The sequence below is a fragment of the Roseateles sp. P1_C1_2 genome (assembly GCF_056406535.1).
This window is the reverse complement of sequence record NZ_JBFUAB010000033.1, coordinates 1-16,942: the sequence shown is the minus strand read 5'-3', so window position 1 is coordinate 16,942 and position 16,942 is coordinate 1. Positions and strand designations below refer to the sequence as shown.

19 protein-coding genes are annotated in these 16,942 nt (G+C 68.3%); 7 read left to right on the top strand and 12 right to left on the bottom strand.

Annotation, left to right across the window (positions count from 1 at the left end; genetic code table 11):
* Positions 1 to 37: 37 nt before the first annotated feature.
* From AC1D2H_RS27295 to AC1D2H_RS27265, 7 genes are all read left to right on the top strand, one after another.
* Positions 38 to 712, top strand: coding sequence for a methyltransferase (locus tag AC1D2H_RS27295; RefSeq protein WP_478013046.1), 675 nt, complete (start codon positions 38 to 40; stop codon positions 710 to 712).
* 33 nt (positions 713 to 745) lie between these two features.
* Entirely contained in the window at positions 746 to 1,984 is a 1,239-nt protein-coding gene (locus AC1D2H_RS27290) for a hypothetical protein (RefSeq protein WP_478013045.1), read from the top strand.
* A complete protein-coding gene (locus AC1D2H_RS27285; RefSeq protein ID WP_477936730.1) occupies positions 1,975 to 2,805 on the top strand; it encodes an arginase family protein in 831 nt (276 codons plus the stop codon). The genes AC1D2H_RS27290 and AC1D2H_RS27285 overlap by 10 nt, the downstream gene beginning before the upstream one ends.
* Positions 2,806 to 2,985: 180 nt before the next feature.
* A complete protein-coding gene (locus AC1D2H_RS27280; protein ID WP_478013044.1) occupies positions 2,986 to 3,297 on the top strand; it encodes a hypothetical protein in 312 nt (103 codons plus the stop codon).
* A 117-nt stretch (positions 3,298 to 3,414) separates the two neighbouring features.
* On the top strand, positions 3,415 to 3,861 hold the full coding sequence (locus AC1D2H_RS27275; protein WP_477936726.1) for a hypothetical protein: 447 nt from the start codon (positions 3,415 to 3,417) through the stop codon (positions 3,859 to 3,861).
* Between the two features lie 99 nt (positions 3,862 to 3,960).
* On the top strand, positions 3,961 to 4,167 hold the full coding sequence (locus AC1D2H_RS27270) for a hypothetical protein (RefSeq protein ID WP_478013043.1): 207 nt from the start codon (positions 3,961 to 3,963) through the stop codon (positions 4,165 to 4,167).
* A gap of 72 nt (positions 4,168 to 4,239) precedes the next feature.
* A complete protein-coding gene (locus AC1D2H_RS27265; RefSeq protein WP_477936722.1) occupies positions 4,240 to 5,010 on the top strand; it encodes an SDR family NAD(P)-dependent oxidoreductase in 771 nt (256 codons plus the stop codon).
* An 8-nt stretch (positions 5,011 to 5,018) separates the two neighbouring features.
* Here AC1D2H_RS27265 and AC1D2H_RS27260 read toward each other — a convergent pair whose 3' ends face one another.
* The 12 genes from AC1D2H_RS27260 to AC1D2H_RS27205 form a co-directional block, all read right to left on the bottom strand.
* The gene (locus AC1D2H_RS27260; protein WP_478013042.1) at positions 5,019 to 7,196 is read right to left on the bottom strand and encodes a putative bifunctional diguanylate cyclase/phosphodiesterase; all 2,178 of its coding nucleotides are present in this window, start codon (positions 7,194 to 7,196) and stop codon (positions 5,019 to 5,021) included.
* A gap of 134 nt (positions 7,197 to 7,330) precedes the next feature.
* Positions 7,331 to 8,707, bottom strand: coding sequence for a sulfatase family protein (locus tag AC1D2H_RS27255; RefSeq protein WP_478013041.1), 1,377 nt, complete (start codon positions 8,705 to 8,707; stop codon positions 7,331 to 7,333).
* 171 nt (positions 8,708 to 8,878) lie between these two features.
* Positions 8,879 to 9,634: a hypothetical protein gene (locus AC1D2H_RS27250; protein ID WP_477934668.1), complete on the bottom strand. Its 756-nt coding sequence runs from the start codon at positions 9,632 to 9,634 to the stop codon at positions 8,879 to 8,881.
* 12 nt (positions 9,635 to 9,646) lie between these two features.
* Positions 9,647 to 10,087, bottom strand: a complete 441-nt coding sequence (locus tag AC1D2H_RS27245; protein WP_477934676.1) for an ExbD/TolR family protein — start codon at positions 10,085 to 10,087, stop codon at positions 9,647 to 9,649.
* A gap of 11 nt (positions 10,088 to 10,098) precedes the next feature.
* Complete coding sequence (locus tag AC1D2H_RS27240) at positions 10,099 to 10,521, bottom strand: ExbD/TolR family protein (protein ID WP_478013040.1); 423 nt, start codon at positions 10,519 to 10,521, stop codon at positions 10,099 to 10,101.
* Between the two features lie 196 nt (positions 10,522 to 10,717).
* Positions 10,718 to 11,512 carry a MotA/TolQ/ExbB proton channel family protein gene (locus AC1D2H_RS27235; protein ID WP_478013039.1) on the bottom strand — a complete coding sequence of 265 codons (795 nt, stop codon included), beginning with the start codon at positions 11,510 to 11,512 and terminating at the stop codon, positions 10,718 to 10,720.
* Between the two features lie 156 nt (positions 11,513 to 11,668).
* Complete coding sequence (locus AC1D2H_RS27230) at positions 11,669 to 12,790, bottom strand: sigma-54 interaction domain-containing protein (RefSeq protein WP_478013038.1); 1,122 nt, start codon at positions 12,788 to 12,790, stop codon at positions 11,669 to 11,671.
* A 108-nt stretch (positions 12,791 to 12,898) separates the two neighbouring features.
* Positions 12,899 to 13,687 carry an SDR family NAD(P)-dependent oxidoreductase gene (locus AC1D2H_RS27225; protein ID WP_478013093.1) on the bottom strand — a complete coding sequence of 263 codons (789 nt, stop codon included), beginning with the start codon at positions 13,685 to 13,687 and terminating at the stop codon, positions 12,899 to 12,901.
* Positions 13,688 to 13,692: 5 nt separating this feature from the next.
* Entirely contained in the window at positions 13,693 to 14,229 is a 537-nt protein-coding gene (locus AC1D2H_RS27220) for a DUF3833 domain-containing protein (protein ID WP_478013037.1), read from the bottom strand.
* Positions 14,226 to 15,509, bottom strand: coding sequence for an MFS transporter (locus tag AC1D2H_RS27215; protein WP_478013036.1), 1,284 nt, complete (start codon positions 15,507 to 15,509; stop codon positions 14,226 to 14,228). The genes AC1D2H_RS27220 and AC1D2H_RS27215 overlap by 4 nt, the downstream gene beginning before the upstream one ends.
* A gap of 13 nt (positions 15,510 to 15,522) precedes the next feature.
* Positions 15,523 to 16,095: a chalcone isomerase family protein gene (locus AC1D2H_RS27210; RefSeq protein WP_478013035.1), complete on the bottom strand. Its 573-nt coding sequence runs from the start codon at positions 16,093 to 16,095 to the stop codon at positions 15,523 to 15,525.
* Positions 16,092 to 16,942: class I SAM-dependent methyltransferase (locus AC1D2H_RS27205; protein WP_478013034.1), on the bottom strand; the 851-nt coding region annotated here is incomplete at its 5' end. The genes AC1D2H_RS27205 and AC1D2H_RS27210, both read right to left, overlap by 4 nt.

Sequence of the window (16,942 nt, the reverse complement as noted above, 5' to 3'; positions counted from 1 at the left end):
AACCAGCCGCGCGACGCGGCATTTGTTGCCATGGAGGATGCAGATGGACCTGGCTAGCTTTACAGACCAGTGGCAGGCACAGCGGCAGCAACTCTTCAAGTCCGTACCGCCCGAAGGCCGGACAGTCCGCTATCTGGACAAGGAGTTCCTGGTCTACCCCAACACCTTCTGGCCCTTCGCCGACAGCCTCCCGCTGGTCAGGCATTTCAGGATTGCGCCGGGCGAGACCGTCCTCGACGTGGGCACCGGCTCCGGTGTCATCGGCATCTTCGCCTGCTATCAGGGCGCACGGCGGGTGGTGGGGGTGGACATCAACCCGGCCGCCATCCAGAGCGCCACCCACAACGCCCAGATGCACGGCTTTGCCGGCACCATGACCGTGCTGCAGTCTGATTTGTTCGAAGCCCTGGGCGACGAGCAGTTCGACGTCATCACCGCCAACCTGCCGTTTCGCAACAAGCCGGCGCACGACGTGGTGGCCATGTCGCAGTGGGACACCGACTTCCAGACCAACACCCGCTTCTTCGAAGGCGTGGGCCGGCGTCTGAAGCCCGAGGGACGCATCTATTTTGTGCAGTCCAACTTCGGAGAAATCGAGGCCATCCAGCGTCTCGCGCGGGCGGCTGGCTTGTTCACCGTGGAGTTGGCCAGCGAAGCCACCGACGAAACCCGGCGCCAGCAATTCTTCGTCTACGAAATGACTCGGGCCTGATCGCCACCTCCCCGGGTCTGACCCATAGCGTCCATGGACAGCCTGCTACTGGCCATCGAATCGCGCCGCGCTGTCCCCCGCTCGGAACTGCGCTCAAGGGTTCGGAGAGTGGCCGTCATCCTGTCAGGCTCGCGCGGCGGGTCCAGCCTCTTCAAGGAGTCCCTGGCCCGGCATCCCCGCATCGCTTCGCTGGACGGGGAGTTGGACCCGTTGTTGACCTTGTCGGGCAATGGCTTCAATCAGAACTCCGACAGCGATTGCATAGGGCGCCTGGCCAATGCCGAGGAGTTGGCCAGCAGCGTCCTGGACGAGATCTCCTTTGTCTCGGCAGACCTCCTTGATGCCGAGGCGCTGCTCAGGAAGTGGAGGAACCGGCTGCTGCTGCAGTTCCCTTCGCACTTTCTGGACGCCGGCGCCGATCACCGCCTGGAACGGTCGCTGGAGGCGGCGTTCAGCCAGTTCGACAGCGGCGACCGCCGCAGCGAAGCCGAGCTTCAGGCGCTGGTGCTCTGCGCCGTGTTCGGCGACGCGCCTTGGCGGATCGGTTACTACGACGGCAAGGCTGCCTGCGGCGCGGGCATCCACTTCGACGAACCCCTGAAGATCGAAGAGCCGCCCTTCGTCGCGCCCACGCTCAGGCGACGGCCCTTCGGCCCGGCCGATGCAGGGGACTCCGTGCTGCTGTTCAAGTCCCCGTCCGACGCCTACCGCATCGGCATGTATGAACAGCTGTTCCCCAACGCCGAGGTGACCTACATCCACCTGACCCGGGGCTTCGCGCAGTCCGTCAACGGCCTGATGGACGGCTGGCTCTACCCGTTGGGATTCTTCTCGCACGACCTCAGCAAGATCGGCTGCGAACTCGCCATTCCAGGCTATTCCGACACCGTGCCCTTCGGCCGCAAGTGGTGGAAGTTCGACCTGCCGCGCAACTGGCGCCAGTTCACCTGCGCGAAGCTGGAGGAGGTATGCCTGAATCAGTGGTGCTCCATTCACGAAGCCATCCTGCAAAGCGGCGTCTGCACCCTGCGCCTGTCCTTTGAGGACTTCATCGCCGATCCCCTCGCGGCGCTTCGCTCGATCACCGATCACCTGGGCCTGCCCGCCATGACTCCGCCAGCTGCACTGCCCGTCAAGATGGCCACCGAGCCGCCGTCCTCCAGGCGCTGGCATAAAAGACGCCCCTTGTTGCTGGACCTGGGTCGGCGCGCCGAGGTGGGCGAGATGATGGACAGGCTTGGCTATCCCATGGAGCCCGACACATGGCTGTGAATGCAAGGCTTCTGCTGCCCTACCTGATGGGCCAGCGCCGCGACGGCCTGCGCCGTGTACTCGACATCGACTTCCATCCCTGGGAGGTGCTGGCGCCTGCCGGGCTGCAGGCGACGCGGATCGACGACCCCATTGCCAAGCTGCAAAGCCTGGGCAGCCTGTATGGACTGCTGGCCGCGCGTGTTGCCGCGCTGGCCCGCGGCGGCCAACGGCCGGTCAGCATCGCCGGCGACTGCGTCTCCAGCCTCGGCATGCTGGCCGGGTTGCAACAAGCCGGCCAACCGCCCGAGCGCGTGCTCTGGCTCGACGCCCATGGCGACTTCCACACCTGGTCCAGCACCCAAACCCAGTACATCGGCGGCATGCCCCTGGCCATGTTTGTCGGTCGGGTCGACCCCGGCCCCGACCCGCGCAGTCAGGCAGCACTGGCCTGCCTGGCCACCATCGGCGTGCAGGCCTACCCGGAGCGGCAAATCGTTCTCGCCGATGCGCGCGACCTCGACCCCGGCGAACGTGAAGCCCTGCTGAACTCGCGGATCCTGCGCTGTCCGCTCGACGCGGTGCTGGGACAGCTGCAACCGCAGGAGCGCATCTATCTGCACTGGGATACCGACGTCATCGACGACCCCGCCCAGATGCCGGCTCTCAAGTACCACGTCCAGCGCGGCCCCAGCGCCGCGGACATGGCCGCCCTCTTCCGTGCACTGCGCGCCTACAACATCGTCGCCGTCTCTGTTTCTGCATGGCATGAGGAACAGGACGTCGACAACCAGACCGCACAGGCCTGCCTGGAGATCTTGAACACGCTGCTGGACGCCTGAGGCCTCGCCCTTGTGCAGGGATGAGTCGCAACAAGTCATCCGGCGTAACCGGAAACGTCGGCGCGGGCGGCCAGCAGGCATGTCGGGCATTGGATTTGCCCCTCTTCCAGACCAGCAGTGGTTACTGGCACGGCCATGCTGGCCCAACCCTGTCAGTGCCTGACCCAGCAGGAGAAAGTCATGAACATGCGCCGATCCACTTCGTGGCGGATACCCGTCCGCGCCATTGCTGCCGCAGCGACCGTGGTCGCCATCGTCTTGCCCATCACCGCACAAACCCAGACCGCCACCGAGATCTACCAGCAGGAGCGCGCCAACTGCCTGGCCGGCAAGACCCAGCAGTCGCAAGCCGACTGCCTCTACGAAGCCCGCTCGGTGCTGCGCGACCGGCGTGCCGGCGAGTTGCAGCCGAGCGAGTCGAATGCGGTTGCTGCGCCGTCCGGCGACACCGGCAGCGCAGACGCCTTGCCACCGCGCGCAGACCGGCATTGAGCTTCTCGGGCCCACGCCTGGCAAGCCATTTCGCCGAGTTGTGGGCCAAGGCCGAGAGGTGGAAGACCGCGACACGGCTGGCATAGTTGGGGGGCGCCTCATCTCACACCATCATCCGTGGACAAAGCCACCGCCTTCGCCGTCGTTCTGGTGTTGAACACCCTCTGGTTCGGCGCCGGCTTTCAGTACTTCAGCCTCAGGCCGAACGCCGCCGCCAAGCTGCTGGTCCCACCCTCCGCACGCCAGTCGCCGCTGTTTCCAACCATCGCGGCGTCCGTCCGGTTTCTTGGCGGCATGAACTTCGCCTTCGCGGCGTTCGCGGTGCTGTTGCTGCTCAACGGATCGCTCTTTCCGGAGCCCGCGCAGCGCGCGTTGTTCGCCGGGGTCTTCTCGCTGGCACACGCCAGCCAGTTTGTCGCCAACCTGCCGGTGGCGCTCCGAGGTGGACGCATCGGCGAATCGTTTTGGCCGGTGCTGTCCGGCCCCATGCTCTTCATCTTCGTCGTCGACATCACGCTCATGGTCGCGAACGCGGTGCTTGCGGCCGTATTGCTGTCGACGTGATGACGGCAAGGGGCGCTATCGATGCAAGAGACTGAGCCCGCCGTTTGTCTGCGCTGCTCCGAGACCTATCTTCGCGCAGCCGTCCATCTGCGCTCTGTCATGCAGCTCAACAAAATCCCTGCTTCGAAGCGGGTGGCCGCCTTGATGGCGCTGGAGGGCCTCGACTCGGCCACCGCAGAGGCCTGGCTCAAGCACGAAATGCACAAGTCTTGCGAGAAGCGCGAGGCCGACTGCCCGCGCTGTGGCGGCCGCTTGATCACCTGGCAGGCCAGGTGGTGTCAGCACTGCAAGCTGGACTGGCACTGAAGCCCCATCCCCGTCCTCCTTGACGGGCGGAGTAGTCTCCACGGGCCGCGGCACAAGCTCTGAGGACTGCCAATGACCGAAACCACATCGCCTTTTGACCTGAGCGGCCGCGTTGCCATCGTGACCGGCGGCAACGGTGGCATTGGTCGTGCCATCGCCTTGGGCCTGGCCCGCGCGGGCGCGTCGGTGGCTGTGCTGGCCCGCGATGAAGAAAAGAACCGCCTCGTCCTCGCAGAGCTTCAGGCCATCGGAAGGCCGGCGCTCGCCCTCCAATTGGACGTCATGAACCGCGTGGAACTGGCGCCCGCCGTGGCACAGGTCGAGCAAGAGCTCCGAGGGCTGGACATCCTGGTCAACAACGCGGGCATCGCGTCGCCCAACTACGGCGTGCTGAACGAAGCCGCCGAGAGCTGGGACGCCGTGCTTGAAACCAATCTGAACGCCTGCTTCCTGCTGTCGCAGCTGGCCGCCCGATCAATGCTCGGCCGCAAGCGCGGCAAGATCATCAATCTGGCCAGCATGTACTCCTTCTTCGGTTCCGGCTTTCAGCCTGCCTACAGCGCCGCCAAGGGCGCTGTCGTTCAGCTGACCAAGTCCATGGCGATCGAGCTCGCCCCCCACAACATCCAGGTCAATGCCATCGCACCGGGATGGATAGAGACGAACATGACCACTCGCGTCCGGAGCTCGCCGATGAACGATGCAATCCTTGCGCGCACCCCCGCCAACCGCTGGGGAAAGCCCGACGAACTGGTTGGCGCCGCAGTCTTCCTGGCCTCTCAGGCCGCCGACTTCATCACCGGCGTCACGCTACCCGTCGACGGCGGCTATTCGATTCGCTGAGCCGTTGCCTACAGCCCCGCTGCCCCTGACGCGCCGCCGTCCATCATCAGATGACCACCCAAGACCGAGGGCGAGAAATCAGCCGTGCCGACGGGCTTTCGTCCTTCGGTCCAGGCCTGCAGCGTCTCGGCTGCCATCGGTCGCGCCAGGAAATAACCCTGCAGTTCGTCGCAGTGCAGCGCCAGCAGGATGTCGCGCTGGCCCTTGGTCTCCACGCCTTCGGCGACGACTCGCAGGCCGAGCTCGTGGGCCAGTTGGATGACGGCGCTGACGATGGCCCTGGCGTCGGCGCTGGTCTCGACGTCGGAGACGAAACTGCGATCGATCTTGAGCTGGCGAGCGGGCAGCTGGCGCAAATAGCTGAGGCTTGAGTAGCCGGTCCCGAAATCGTCGATGGAGAGGAACACGCCGATACGGGCCAACTGCTCGAAGGCGCGCTGGGTGCTCTTGATGTCCTCCATCGCGACGGACTCGGTGATCTCACAGAGCAGTTGCGAGGGCTCGACCAGGCTCCTGGAAAGTGCCGCTTCGATCCGTGCCGCCAGGTCATCCTCACGCAGCTGATGCACCGACAGGTTGATCGCCACGCGCATGTTCAGGCCGATCTCCGCCCAGGCGTGCATCTGCCGGCAGGCCTCGTCGATGACCCAGTTGCCCAGGCTGTTGATGAGGCCGAAGCGCTCCGCGATCGGAATGAACAGGCCCGGGTTCAGCAGGCCGCGCTCTGGATGATTCCAGCGCAGCAGGGCTTCGACGCCACGGATCTGCCCATGCTGGCCGTCGATCTTGGGTTGGTAGTGGAGCTGCAGTTGCCCGTGTTCGATGGCATGACGCAGGTCGTTCAACAGATTGAGCTGCTCCTGCGCGCCTTCGTCCATATGCGTCTCGTACAGCGCATAGGTGCTGCCGCCGGCGCGTTTGGCCGTGTACATCGCGGCGTCCGCGTGCATGACCAGTTTGTCGCCGTCGCCGTGATCGGGGTAGGCGGCGATGCCGACCGATCCCGACAAAGCGACCCGCCGCCCACCGATCTCAAGCGGTGCTGACAAGGCCGCGATCAGGCGGCGGGCGAGGCTGACGCAGTCCACCAGACTGCTGACATCCTCCATCAGCAGCACGAATTCGTCGCCGCCGATGCGAGCCACCGTGTCGGCATCGCGCGCCACGGTGCTCAGGCGCGCTGCGACCTCCTTCAGCACCGTATCACCTGCGGCATGGCCGAGCGAATCATTGATCGGCTTGAAGCCATCGAGGTCGACAAACAGCACGGCCACCTTGCCGGCATTGCGCTCCGAGATCTGCTCCCCGGTGCGCGCGTGGCGCTGCAGCGCATGGGCCAGGCGGTCCTCGAACAGCATGCGGTTGGGCAGGCCGGTGAGCGGATCCTGGAACGCCCGCCGCCGCAACTCCTCATTGGCCGTTTCCAGCTTCACGTTCGCAACCTTCAGCGAGCTGCGCATGCGGGCATCCAGGGTCGACGTGAACAAGGTCATCGCCAGCAGCGCAACGGACGACACCGACACCACCATGCCGAGTTGCGGGCCGGCCAGCGCGTCCGCGCTCAGGCAGACCGTGCCGACCGGGAAACTCGCCGCCGCCATGCCCGTGTAGTGCATGCCGCAGATGGCGATGCCCATCACCAGCGCGGCCAACGGCTGGAAGATCATGCCGCGCCGGTCGCCCATCTTGCGCAGCCAGAAGAAGATCAACAACGCCGCCGCTGACGCGGCGACCGCGATCAGCGCCGATGCCGCGACCAGCAGCGGATTCCAGACGATGCCGGGCGACATGTCGAGCGCGGCCATGCCGGTGTAGTGCATCGCACAGATGCCCAGCCCCATCGCGATGGCGCCACCGGTCAGGCGGGGCCAGGTGAGCTCGCCATGACTCGCAACATACAGCGCGATGGCCGACACGGCGACCCCGGCGACCCACGATGCCACCGTGAGCACCACGGTATAGCCCAGCGCAATCGGCAGGGAGAAGGCCAGCATGCCGACGAAGTGCATGCACCAGATGCCGGTGCCCATCGCCAACGAGCCGCCAGCCCACCAGCTGACGGCGACACCGCGGTCGCGGGTGCGGACGCGCTTGGCCAGGTCAAGCGCGACATAGGACGCAAAGCTGGCAATCAGCAGCGATGCGGCAACCACCCACGGGGCATAGCTGGAAGACAGATATTGCATGGGCTGAGTGTTCGCTTCCCGGAGCACCGGACATCGGTGGGCGCCTGTGTAACTGTCAAGTTACGCGAACCCGCCACCGCGCCAACTCTACCCCGCTTGGCCGATGCGAACGATGCCCAGCGCGGCGCCCCCGCTCAGCCTCCCGGCCTGTCCGCCTGCACCTTCGGGCTGATCTTGTAGCTCCTCACGTCCTCCGTGATCGGCAGCATGGTTGCGTCCCAGGCCACCCAGTCGGCCCGCAACTGCTTCAGCCGCTCCGGCTCCCGCTCCGCCAGGTTGGCGCGTTCGCGCGGGTCCTGGGCGAGGTTGAACAAGAACTCGTTGCCATTGATCTGCAGATACTTCCAGTCGCCGTCGCGCAGCGCGCGCTGGGCGTTGGACTTGTAGCGCCAGAACAGCTTGCGCTCGACCGTGGCGGCCTGGCCGAGAACCTGCGGCAGCACGTTGGTGCCGTCGCTCGGATAGTCCGCCCGCGGCGCCGTGCCGGCCGCGGCAAGCAAGGTGGGCAGCCAGTCCATGCTGATGACGACCTGGTCACTCACCTGCCCGGCCTTCACACGCGCCGGCCAGCGCAGCAGCGTGGGCACGCGGATGCCGCCTTCCAGCAGTTCGGACTTCTGGCCGCTGAAGGGCCAGGTGTTGGAGAAGCGCTCGCCGCCGTTGTCGCTGGTGAAGACAACGAGAGTGTTCTGCGCCAGCCCTTGCGCCTCCAGCGTGGCCAGCACGCGGCCCACCGCCGCGTCCAGCGCGCCGACGATCTCACCGTACTTCTTCAGGCTGCCGCCGTCCGTGTGGTTGAGGTTCTTCAGCTGGCGCGACACGGGCTCGTCGCCTGGCCCCTCCCAAGGCCAGTGTGGTGCGGTGAAGTGCAATGACAGCAGAAAGGGCTCCTTCGCCGTCTGCTTGCGCAGGAAGGCCTGGCCGTGCTCGGCGATCAGGTCGGTGTAGTAGCCGGCCTTGTCGACGCGCACCTCGCCTTCGAAGAGATCGGGCGGCAGGTTGGCGCCGACGCCGGCCTTGTGGGTGAAGTAGTCCACCGCGCCACCGGTGTTGCCGAAGAACTCGTCATAGCCGCTCTTCAGCGGACCGTACTTGGGCAAGGCACCCAGATGCCATTTGCCGAACAGCGCGGTGCGGTAGCCGCGCGCCTTCAACAGCGACGGCAGCGTGGGGTGGTCGGGCGGCAGGCCGAGCTGGTCGCCACCGACGGGTTCCTCCAGGCCGCCGCGCAGCCGGTATTGGTAGCGCCCGGTGATGAGACCAAAACGCGTGGCCGAACAGACGGCCGAGTTGGCGTAGCCCTGCGTGAAGCGGGTGCCCTGGGCCGCCAGCTTGTCGAGGTGGGGCGTGGCGTAGTCGCGCTGGCCATAGACGCCGAGGTCGGCGTAGCCCATGTCGTCGGCCAGGATGAAGAGGATGTTGGGCGGTGTGTCGGCAGCACGGGCCGTGGCCGGCAGCAGCGCGAGTGCGCCCAGGCCTTGCAGCAGGCCGCGTCGGGAATGAGATTTCATATTCAGTTGTTTGCGGCGCTGTTCTTCGGGCCGAGCGCCAGGCCGCTCCGTAGCCGGCCCGTCTGGCGATGTGCGTGCCGGTCGATCCGGCACGCATCGCCGTCCCCTCGGGGGACCGATCGGGCTTGCGCGCGTCCAGCGCAGCAAGACCGAGCGAGGGGCCACTTGACGTCAGGAAAAGATGACGGGGAGAGAGACCTGGATTTCGTCGGCGCCGCCGGCCGTGCAGCGCATGCGCTTGACCGCCGCCTGGACGTATTTGTGATATTCCTTCGGGCCCGACTGCGGCAGCACGTCGACCACCTGGTTGCCCCGGATCTTGATCAGCGTCTGCACCGTGCCCTTGAGGCCGACGCGGTCGATGGCTTCCTCCAGCGCGCCGGCCAGCACGGCTTCGTAGCCGGGGCAGGCCAGGCTGATCTCGCGCTTGACGATGGCGGGCGCCGGCGGCGGTGCGGGTGGCGCGACGACGGGCGCCGGCGCCGCGGCGATGACGACCGGCTCCTTGGGCGGTGCGGCCTGCACGACCTGGATGGGCGCAGGCGGCGGCGTGACGACGGGCACCACCTCGGGCGGCGGCACATAGGCCGGCGGCGGCACCACCTTCTGCACCGGCTCGATCTTGACGACCTTGGGCGGCGGCGGTGGTGGAGGCGGCGGCAGCACCTCGGGCAGCAAGGCCATGTCGATGGGCTTCCTGATCGCCTCGATGGCCTTGGACGCGAGGCCCGTGGTCAGGCCCCAGCCCAGCACGATGTGCAGGCCGACGACGAGGGCGATGCCGGTGCCGCGGTTGGCATTGGCCGGCGGCTTGAGCTGCGAGCGCAAGGGCGCGGCCGCGGCGAGAGGCGCCGGTGCAACGAGACGGCGTGGCGCGGGGCGGGTGTCGTCCAGCGTCAAACCGCCGGGCAAGAGAACTGCGCTCATGGATTCAATCTCCTACTTCGAGTCGTCCAGAAACTGTTCGCTGCCCGTCACGCCGAGCTTGGTCAGCCCGGCCTGGTGGGCTGCCGTCATGACGGCCGCGAATTCGTCGTACTTGGCGCCCGGCTGCGGGCGCACATGCACCTCGGGCTGGGTGGCCTGCTTGCCGGCAGCGTCGAGGCGCTCGCGCAGCACGACCTGGTCGGCGATGGCCTCGCCGTTCCACAGCACGGCGTCGGGCGTGATGTCCAGCCGCACGACTTCGGGCGGCACAGGCGGCGGCGCCGAAGGCGGCGCGATGGGCAGGTTGAGCTTGACGCTGTGCAGCTGCACCGGGATGGTGATGATGAGCATCACCAGCAGCACCAGCATCACGTCGATCAGCGGCGTGGTGTTGATGTCGGGCACGGGCAGGGCCGACGTGAGCTGGCGGCGCGCGCGGGCCGCCTTGCGCAGGGGTCCCGCGCTCACAGCGACCTCGCCGGCGGTTCGGTGATGAAGCCCACCTTGGCGATGCCGGCGCGCTGGGCGGCCAGCAGCACGCGGCCCACCGGGGCGTAGTCGCTGCCGGCATCACCGCGCACATGCACCTCGGGCTGGGGCTGCTGCTGGGCAATGCCCTTGAACCGCTCGAAGAGGGCGTCCTTGCTGGCCACTGGCGCGTCGAACCAGTAGAGCTTGCCGTCGCGCGAGACCGTGATGACGACGTCCTTGGGCTCGCTCTCGCGCACCTCGTTGCGCTGCTTGGGCAGCTCCACCGGCACCGAGAAGTTCACGACCGGGATGGTGATGAGGAAGATGATGAGCAGCACCAGCATGACGTCGACGAGCGGCGTCGTGTTGATGGACGAGACAGCCTCGTCGGCACCCTGCACAAGTTGTATAGCCATATCAGTTGTCCATCGCGTTCACGGCAGCCGCGCCGCATGAGAGAGTCTTCGGGCCGAGCGCCGGGCCGCTCCCAAGCCGGCCCGCTTGGGCGATGTGCCCGCGGCTCGATGCCGCGGGCATCGCCGTCCCCGCGGGGGACCGACCAGGTATGCCCGCGTTCAGCGAGGCAAGACTGGGCGAGGGGCTCACTTGATTTCAGGCCAGGGCCGGCGTCAGGCCAGCGGCTTGCGGCGCGCTGGCGGCGGCGGGCTCTTCATGGCCCGAGCCCAGCAGCACCGAATGCAGCTCGCCGGAGAAGTCGCGCACGTCGTCCAGCACCAGCGCATTGCGGCGCAGCAGCGCGTTGTAGCCCAGCACGGCGGGCACGGCGACGAACAGGCCGATGGCCGTCATGATGAGAGCCTCGCCCACCGGGCCGGCCACCTTGTCGATGGAAGCCTGGCCGGCCACGCCGATGGCCGTCAGCGCGTGATAGATGCCCCAGACCGTGCCCAGCAGGCCGACAAAGGGCGACGTCGAACCCACCGTCGCCAGCAGGCTCAGGCCCGTGGAGAGCTGGCGCTGCACACGCTCGGTGGCGCGGTGCAGGGACAGGTCCACCCAGTCGGCGAAGTCCACCTTGGCGCGCAGGCCGTGGTGGCGTTGCGTGGCTTCCAGGCTGGCTTCGGCGATGTAGCGGTAGGGGCTCTTCTCGGACAGCTTCTCGGCGCCCGCCTTGACGGTGCCGGCGCTCCAGAAGTCCTTCTGCGCGGCGCGCGCCTGCGCGCCCAGGCGGGCCTGCTGCAACAGCTTGGTGATGATGACGTACCAGCTACCCGCGCTCATCGCGACGAGGGTGAAGAGCACGGCCTTGGTGACGGCGTCGCTGTTCGTCCAGACGGAGGCGAGGCCATAGGGGTTGTCGCCCTGGGCCTGGGCGGCACCGGCGGCGAGGAGCAGAGCGAGCGGCGCCAGGGCGCGACGGGCAAAGGTGGAAGCGTTCATCGGCATGTGGGGGGGCTAGGGATCAGAGGGGCCGGGTCAGTGTGCGCAGCGCGCGGCGGCGCGCGAACTAAGCTTTTCGCGTTAGCTTATTTAGGGCACCCTGCGCGCTTACGCGCGATCCCGCCGGGCGGGAATGAGCACCTTCGGGCGGCCGTGCGGTGCTCATGCAGCGGCGTGAAGGCGCGCGTCCTGGCGCTCGGGTTCGTGCGCGATCTGCTGCACGGCGGCCGGGCGCGCGGGCGGCAGCAGGTCCAGCCGTTTCAGATGGGTGCGCAGCACATTGCGGGTGATGCCGAGCAGGGCCGCGGTATGCACCTGGTTGTGGTGGCAATGGCGATAGGCGGAGCGGATCAACGCGGACTCGACGCGCACATGCAGGGCCTGGGGCGCCTCGTCGAACAGCCGCTCGAAGACGCGCTCCAGCACCTCCTCGTCATCGCCCGCCGCGGCAGGCAAGGCCACCGGCGCGGGATGCGCGCGCCCGATGGCGTGCAGCTGCAGGTCCTCGCGAGCAATGCGCTCGTCGCGGCAGATGATGAGGGCGTAGTGGATGACGTTTTCCAGCTCGCGGATGTTGCCGGGCCAGGCATAGGCCAGCAGCGCGTCGCGCGCCTCGGGGGCCAGGCGCACATCGTTCAAGCCGAGGCGGCGGCTGTAGACGCCGATGAAATGCTCGGCCAGGGCCAGGATGTCGCCCGGGCGCTGCGCCAGCGGGCTGAGCTGCAACGTCGCGACGCTGAGTCGGTAATAGAGGTCGGCGCGGAAGTGGCCCGCGGCCACGGCCTGCTCCAGCCGCACATTGGTGGCGGCCACGAGGCGCACGCGCACGTCGATGGGCTTGCGCGACCCGATGCGCACGACCTGGCGCTCCTGCAGCACGCGCAGCAGCTTGACCTGCACGGACAGCGGCAGGTCACCCACTTCGTCCAGGAACAGCGTGCCATCGGCCGCGGCCTCGAACCAGCCGGCGCGCGCGCTGGTGGCGCCGGTGTAGGCCCCGGCCTCGTGGCCGAACAGCTCGGCCTCGACCAGTTGCTCGGTGAAGGCACCGCAGTTCACGGCCAGGAAGGGGCCGCGGCGGCCGCTGCTGTTGTGGATATGGCGGGCGATCAACTCCTTGCCGGTGCCGGTCTCGCCAATGATGAGGACGGTGGCGTCGCTCGCCGCCACGCGCTCGGCCTGGGCCAGCAGCGCGCGCGAGGCCGGGTCGTCGAAGACCAGCGCCTTGGCGCGGATCGACAGCACCTGGTGCTGGGAGTCGGGGAAGGTGAGCAGGCGTGTCATTGCCCGGCACTCTAGGCAGCGCCTCCCAAAGAGGGAACGCCGCTTTGCGCAGATGGATATGCGCTCAGCGCGGGGGGCTCACCCCTAGATCGTCAGTTGCGGCGGCCTTCAGGCCCCGGTCGTGCGCCGCACCGCGGCGAAATACCAGGCATCGGGCAGGCAACGCAGCAGCCGCATCCAGGCCGTGAAGCGGCGCGGGAAGTTCATCTCGAAACGCCCCTTGGCCCAGCCGCGCAGGATGTGCCGGGCGGCCTCCTCGGGCGTGATCAGGCCGGGCATCGCAAACTGATTGCCAGCCGTCAATGGCGTGTCGACAAAGCCCGGGTTGACGATGGACACGCCCAGGCCGAGCGGCTGCAGGTCCAGATAGAGGGTCTCGGCCAGGTTGTTGAGGGCCGCCTTGGTCGGCCCATAGGCCAGCGACAGCGGCAGGCCGCGGTAGGCCGCCACGCTGCCCACCAGACAGAGATGGCCGCTACCCGCCGCGATCAGCGCCGGCAGCATGGCTTCCAGCAGATGCAGCACGCCCAGGTAGTTGACCTTGAGATGCCTCTGCACCTCGGTGCGGTCGAAGGCGGTGGCGCGCATCGGCTGGTAATGGCCGGCGCAATACATCACCAGTGCGGGCGGGCCCTGGGCCAGGAGTTGCACACGCTCGGCTGCGGCGCGCATCTCGTCCGGTCGCGTGACGTCCAGCGGCAGCGCGATGCTGCCCGCATGCTCGCGCACGAAGGCGTCGAGCGCGTCACGCTGACGGGCCGAGACGACGACGCGCGCGCCTTGCCGTGACAGCGCCGCCGCCGTGGCCCGGCCTATGCCCGACGACGCGCCGATGACCCAGACCCAGCGACCTTGCCAGTCGGAAAGCGGTGGGTTGAGTGACCCGAACAGCGGCATGGCGTTCACGTCTTGGTGATGACCAGGGTCACGTCGCCCAGGTGCAGGCCGAACTTGCTCATGGCCGAGCGGTTGAGCACGGTGCGCGCGTCGATGAGGAACATCCAGTCGTCCAGCGCCACATTCCAGACGCGGCCATCCACCGGCAGGGCCAGCGTGTAGGCCCAGCGGAAGGCATTGCCGGCGCTCTCGCCAGCGGCCTCGCCGACGACGTCGTCCGCCGTGCCGCTGTAACGCCCCTGGCCGAGAGCCTTGAGCCGCCACACGCGCCGCTGCGTGCTGCCGTCGCTGTAGGTGAAGCGCTCGTCGAGGACGCCGTTGTCGCCCTCCCAATGCCCGCTCATCGTCACCGTGAAACGCTTGGCGACGCGGCCGGCGCGGTCGGTGAAGATGCCCTTGGCCGTCAGCTCGCCGTTGAGGAATTCGCGCAGCTCGATGGTGGGTCGTTCGTTGGCGTAGTCCTGCACCTGGGGGCCCGCGCAGCCGGCCAGGCTCACGGCCAGGGTTGCAGCCAACAGGCTGCGGCGTGGGATGGTGTTCATCCGCGTTCCTTCCAGGTCGGGTTGAGGCGCTCGGCCCGCCACAGCGCCGCAGCGGCGGCGAGCTTGAGCAGGCAAGGCAGGCCGCCATAGGCCCAGGCCAGGGCCTGCAGGCCCGCCGGGTCGGCACCCCCGCTGCGGTAGCCCAGCGCCGCGAGCAGCGGCAGGGCCAGGCCGGCGGCCAGCGCCAGGTTGAGCTTGGTGGCACAGGTCCACCAGCCGATGTAGACCCCCTCCTCGCGCTGGCCGGCGCCGCCGCGGTGGATGACGCCCGTCAGCAATGCGCCCGGCAGCGCCAGGTCGGCGCCCAGGGCCAGGCCGCTGCACAGGCAGATGGCGGCGAAGGCCGCACCGTCGCCGGCGCCCAGCAGCGGCGCGGCGGCGAAGGCCAGCACATTGGCCAGCATGCCGGCTCGCCACACCGGCGACAGCCCCCAGCGGCCGGCGGCGCGCACCCACAGCGGCAGGCCGAGCACCGCGGCCCCGAAGTAGGTCAGCAGCAGCGGCGCTTGCCAGTGCGGCAGTTGCAGCCGGTCGGCGATGAAGAAGGGCAGCAGCGTGGCAGGCACGGCGCCGGCAATGCCGTTCAGCATGAAGACGGTCAGCAGTTGGCGGAAGGCGGCGTGCCGCCATGGCGAGGCCGCGGGCGCAACGGGTTCCAGATCAGGGAGCGGCGCGGCGGCCGGGCCAAGCCGGCTCAAACCCAGCAGGCCCGCCGCCAGCAGCAGGGCCAGGGCGAGGCTGGTGGTGGTCCAGCCCAGCAAGGCCGGCAGCGCACTGGCCAGCAGCACCCCGGTCAGCGTGCCGGCCTCGCGCCAGCCCGTCACCCGCGCGCGCAACTCGGGCCCGCCGCCCCAGCGCGTGCCCCAGCACTGATGGACGATGCTGACGCCGCTGTAGGCCAGCGTGCACAGCAGCAGCGCCGGCACCAGCCAGGCCAGCAGCAGGGACGGCGCCATCGACGGCGGCAGCCACAGCGCCGCAAAGGCTGCGGCCAGCACCACGCTGCCCAGCGCCGCCGCAGCCCACGCGTTGCCGCGCCGGAACAGCGCGTCGGCCACACGCCCCAGCGCCGGGTCGACAAAGGCGTCGAGCATGCGCACGCCCAGCATGACCAGGCCCAGCGTGGCGAGCGGCATGCCAAAGGCCGACGCGTAGTGGTAGGGCAGGTTGACGTAGAGCGGCAGGGAGACGAAGGCCAGCGGCACGCTCAAGGTCGCATAGGCCATGCCGCGGCGCCAGCCGAGGGCGGGCGGGGCGGCGGCGATGGCGGATACCGACATGGCGGGCGAGCGTTCAGCGCGCCAGGCCGAGCAGGGACTCGCGCAACGCGGGCGCCGAGGTCTGCTTGGCCAGCCAGATGCCGAAGAACAGGCGTGCGTATTCGGCGTCCAGCGTTTCGGCCGTCAGGCGGCCGTTGTGGAAGAAGCGCACCTCACCCTTGCCGTCGTTGAAGCCGAGCAGGCGGTCACCGCTGGAGACATCGGGAAAGGCCTTGGTCATCAAGGCCAGCCAGCGCTTGGCCCTGGCCTCGTCGAAGCTGCCGCCACGCCGCATCTCGGCCACGGAGCGTTCGGCAATCGCCTGCCCTTCCAGGCGGCGGTCGTAGGCCAGCTCGAGCACGAAGGGCTGGCGGGCGTAGTCGTCGCCCTCGAAGCCCGGCTGGGTCCACAACCTGGCTTCGTAGACGCGCAGGCCGAAGAAGCGCAGCACGCCGCTGCCCTGCAGGCGGGCCTGCGGCAGCAGGGAGAGCAACTCGGCGGAGGGCGGGGTGTCGGCGATGGCTTGTGACATGGCGATGGGGTTGGAGGCGGCCGCGGCCGCGAGCTGGGCCAGCGCCAGGCGTCGTGTCGGCTGCCGCGGGCTCATGGGGCGGGCTTGCGGAGCGTGAACTGCATGACGTCGGTGTTGCCGGTGTCGAAGGCAGCTTCGCAGTAGGCCAGATAGAAGCCCCAGATGCGCTGGAAACGCCGGTCGAAACCCTGGCGCTGCACGGCATCCAGCCGCGCCACGAAGGCATCGCGCCAGCGCCTCAGCGTCTCGGCGTAGTCGCGGCCGAAGGCGAGCCGGTTCTCGACGACGAAGCCGGCGCGCTGGGCCTCCGCCTCGAAGGCCGACGGGCTGGGCAGCAGGCCACCCGGGAAGATGTATTGCTGGATGAAGTCCGTCGAGCGCAGATAGCGCTCGAACAGGTCATCGCGGATGGTGATGGTCTGGATGCAGGCGCGGCCGCCGGGCTTGAGGCAGGCGTTCAGCGTCTGGAAATAGCCCGCCCAGTATTCGTGGCCGACGGCCTCGAACATCTCGATGGAGACGACGGCGTCGAAGGGCTCGGCGGCATGTTTGGCCGGCAGGTCGCGGTAGTCCTGGTAGAGCAGCTCCACGTGGTCGGCAAGGCCAGCGGCCTTCATGCGTTGATCGGCCCAGGCCAGTTGCTCGGCAGACAGCGTCACGCCCGTCACCTTGGCGCCGAATTCGGTCGCGGCCAGCTCGGCCATGCCGCCCCAGCCGCAGCCGATCTCCAGCACGCGCGCACCGGGCTCGACGCGCGCCTCGCGCAGCGCACGGCGGAACTTCGCGTCTTGCGCCAGCTGCAGGTCGGCGCCGCGTGCGTCACGGCCCTCGAACCAGGCGGCGCTGTAGCTCATGCCCGGGTCCAGCCAGAGCCGGTAGAAGTCGTTGCCCAGGTCGTAGTGGGCATGGATGTTCTTGGCGC

Bases quoted from the DNA above. Each gene is read 5' to 3' on its own strand.
- AC1D2H_RS27295 (WP_478013046.1), top strand. From the start codon at position 38: ATGCAGATGGACCTGGCTAGCTTTACAGACCAGTGGCAGGCACAGCGG.
- AC1D2H_RS27290 (WP_478013045.1), top strand. From the start codon at position 746: ATGGACAGCCTGCTACTGGCCATCGAATCGCGCCGCGCTGTCCCCCGC.
- AC1D2H_RS27285 (WP_477936730.1), top strand. From the start codon at position 1,975: ATGGCTGTGAATGCAAGGCTTCTGCTGCCCTACCTGATGGGCCAGCGC.
- AC1D2H_RS27280 (WP_478013044.1), top strand. From the start codon at position 2,986: ATGAACATGCGCCGATCCACTTCGTGGCGGATACCCGTCCGCGCCATT.
- AC1D2H_RS27270 (WP_478013043.1), top strand. From the start codon at position 3,961: ATGCAGCTCAACAAAATCCCTGCTTCGAAGCGGGTGGCCGCCTTGATG.
- AC1D2H_RS27265 (WP_477936722.1), top strand. From the start codon at position 4,240: ATGACCGAAACCACATCGCCTTTTGACCTGAGCGGCCGCGTTGCCATC.
- AC1D2H_RS27260 (WP_478013042.1), bottom strand. From the start codon at position 7,196: ATGCAATATCTGTCTTCCAGCTATGCCCCGTGGGTGGTTGCCGCATCG.
- AC1D2H_RS27255 (WP_478013041.1), bottom strand. From the start codon at position 8,707: ATGAAATCTCATTCCCGACGCGGCCTGCTGCAAGGCCTGGGCGCACTC.
- AC1D2H_RS27250 (WP_477934668.1), bottom strand. From the start codon at position 9,634: ATGAGCGCAGTTCTCTTGCCCGGCGGTTTGACGCTGGACGACACCCGC.
- AC1D2H_RS27240 (WP_478013040.1), bottom strand. From the start codon at position 10,521: ATGGCTATACAACTTGTGCAGGGTGCCGACGAGGCTGTCTCGTCCATC.
- AC1D2H_RS27235 (WP_478013039.1), bottom strand. From the start codon at position 11,512: ATGCCGATGAACGCTTCCACCTTTGCCCGTCGCGCCCTGGCGCCGCTC.
- AC1D2H_RS27230 (WP_478013038.1), bottom strand. From the start codon at position 12,790: ATGACACGCCTGCTCACCTTCCCCGACTCCCAGCACCAGGTGCTGTCG.
- AC1D2H_RS27225 (WP_478013093.1), bottom strand. From the start codon at position 13,687: ATGCCGCTGTTCGGGTCACTCAACCCACCGCTTTCCGACTGGCAAGGT.
- AC1D2H_RS27220 (WP_478013037.1), bottom strand. From the start codon at position 14,229: ATGAACACCATCCCACGCCGCAGCCTGTTGGCTGCAACCCTGGCCGTG.
- AC1D2H_RS27215 (WP_478013036.1), bottom strand. From the start codon at position 15,509: ATGTCGGTATCCGCCATCGCCGCCGCCCCGCCCGCCCTCGGCTGGCGC.
- AC1D2H_RS27210 (WP_478013035.1), bottom strand. From the start codon at position 16,095: ATGAGCCCGCGGCAGCCGACACGACGCCTGGCGCTGGCCCAGCTCGCG.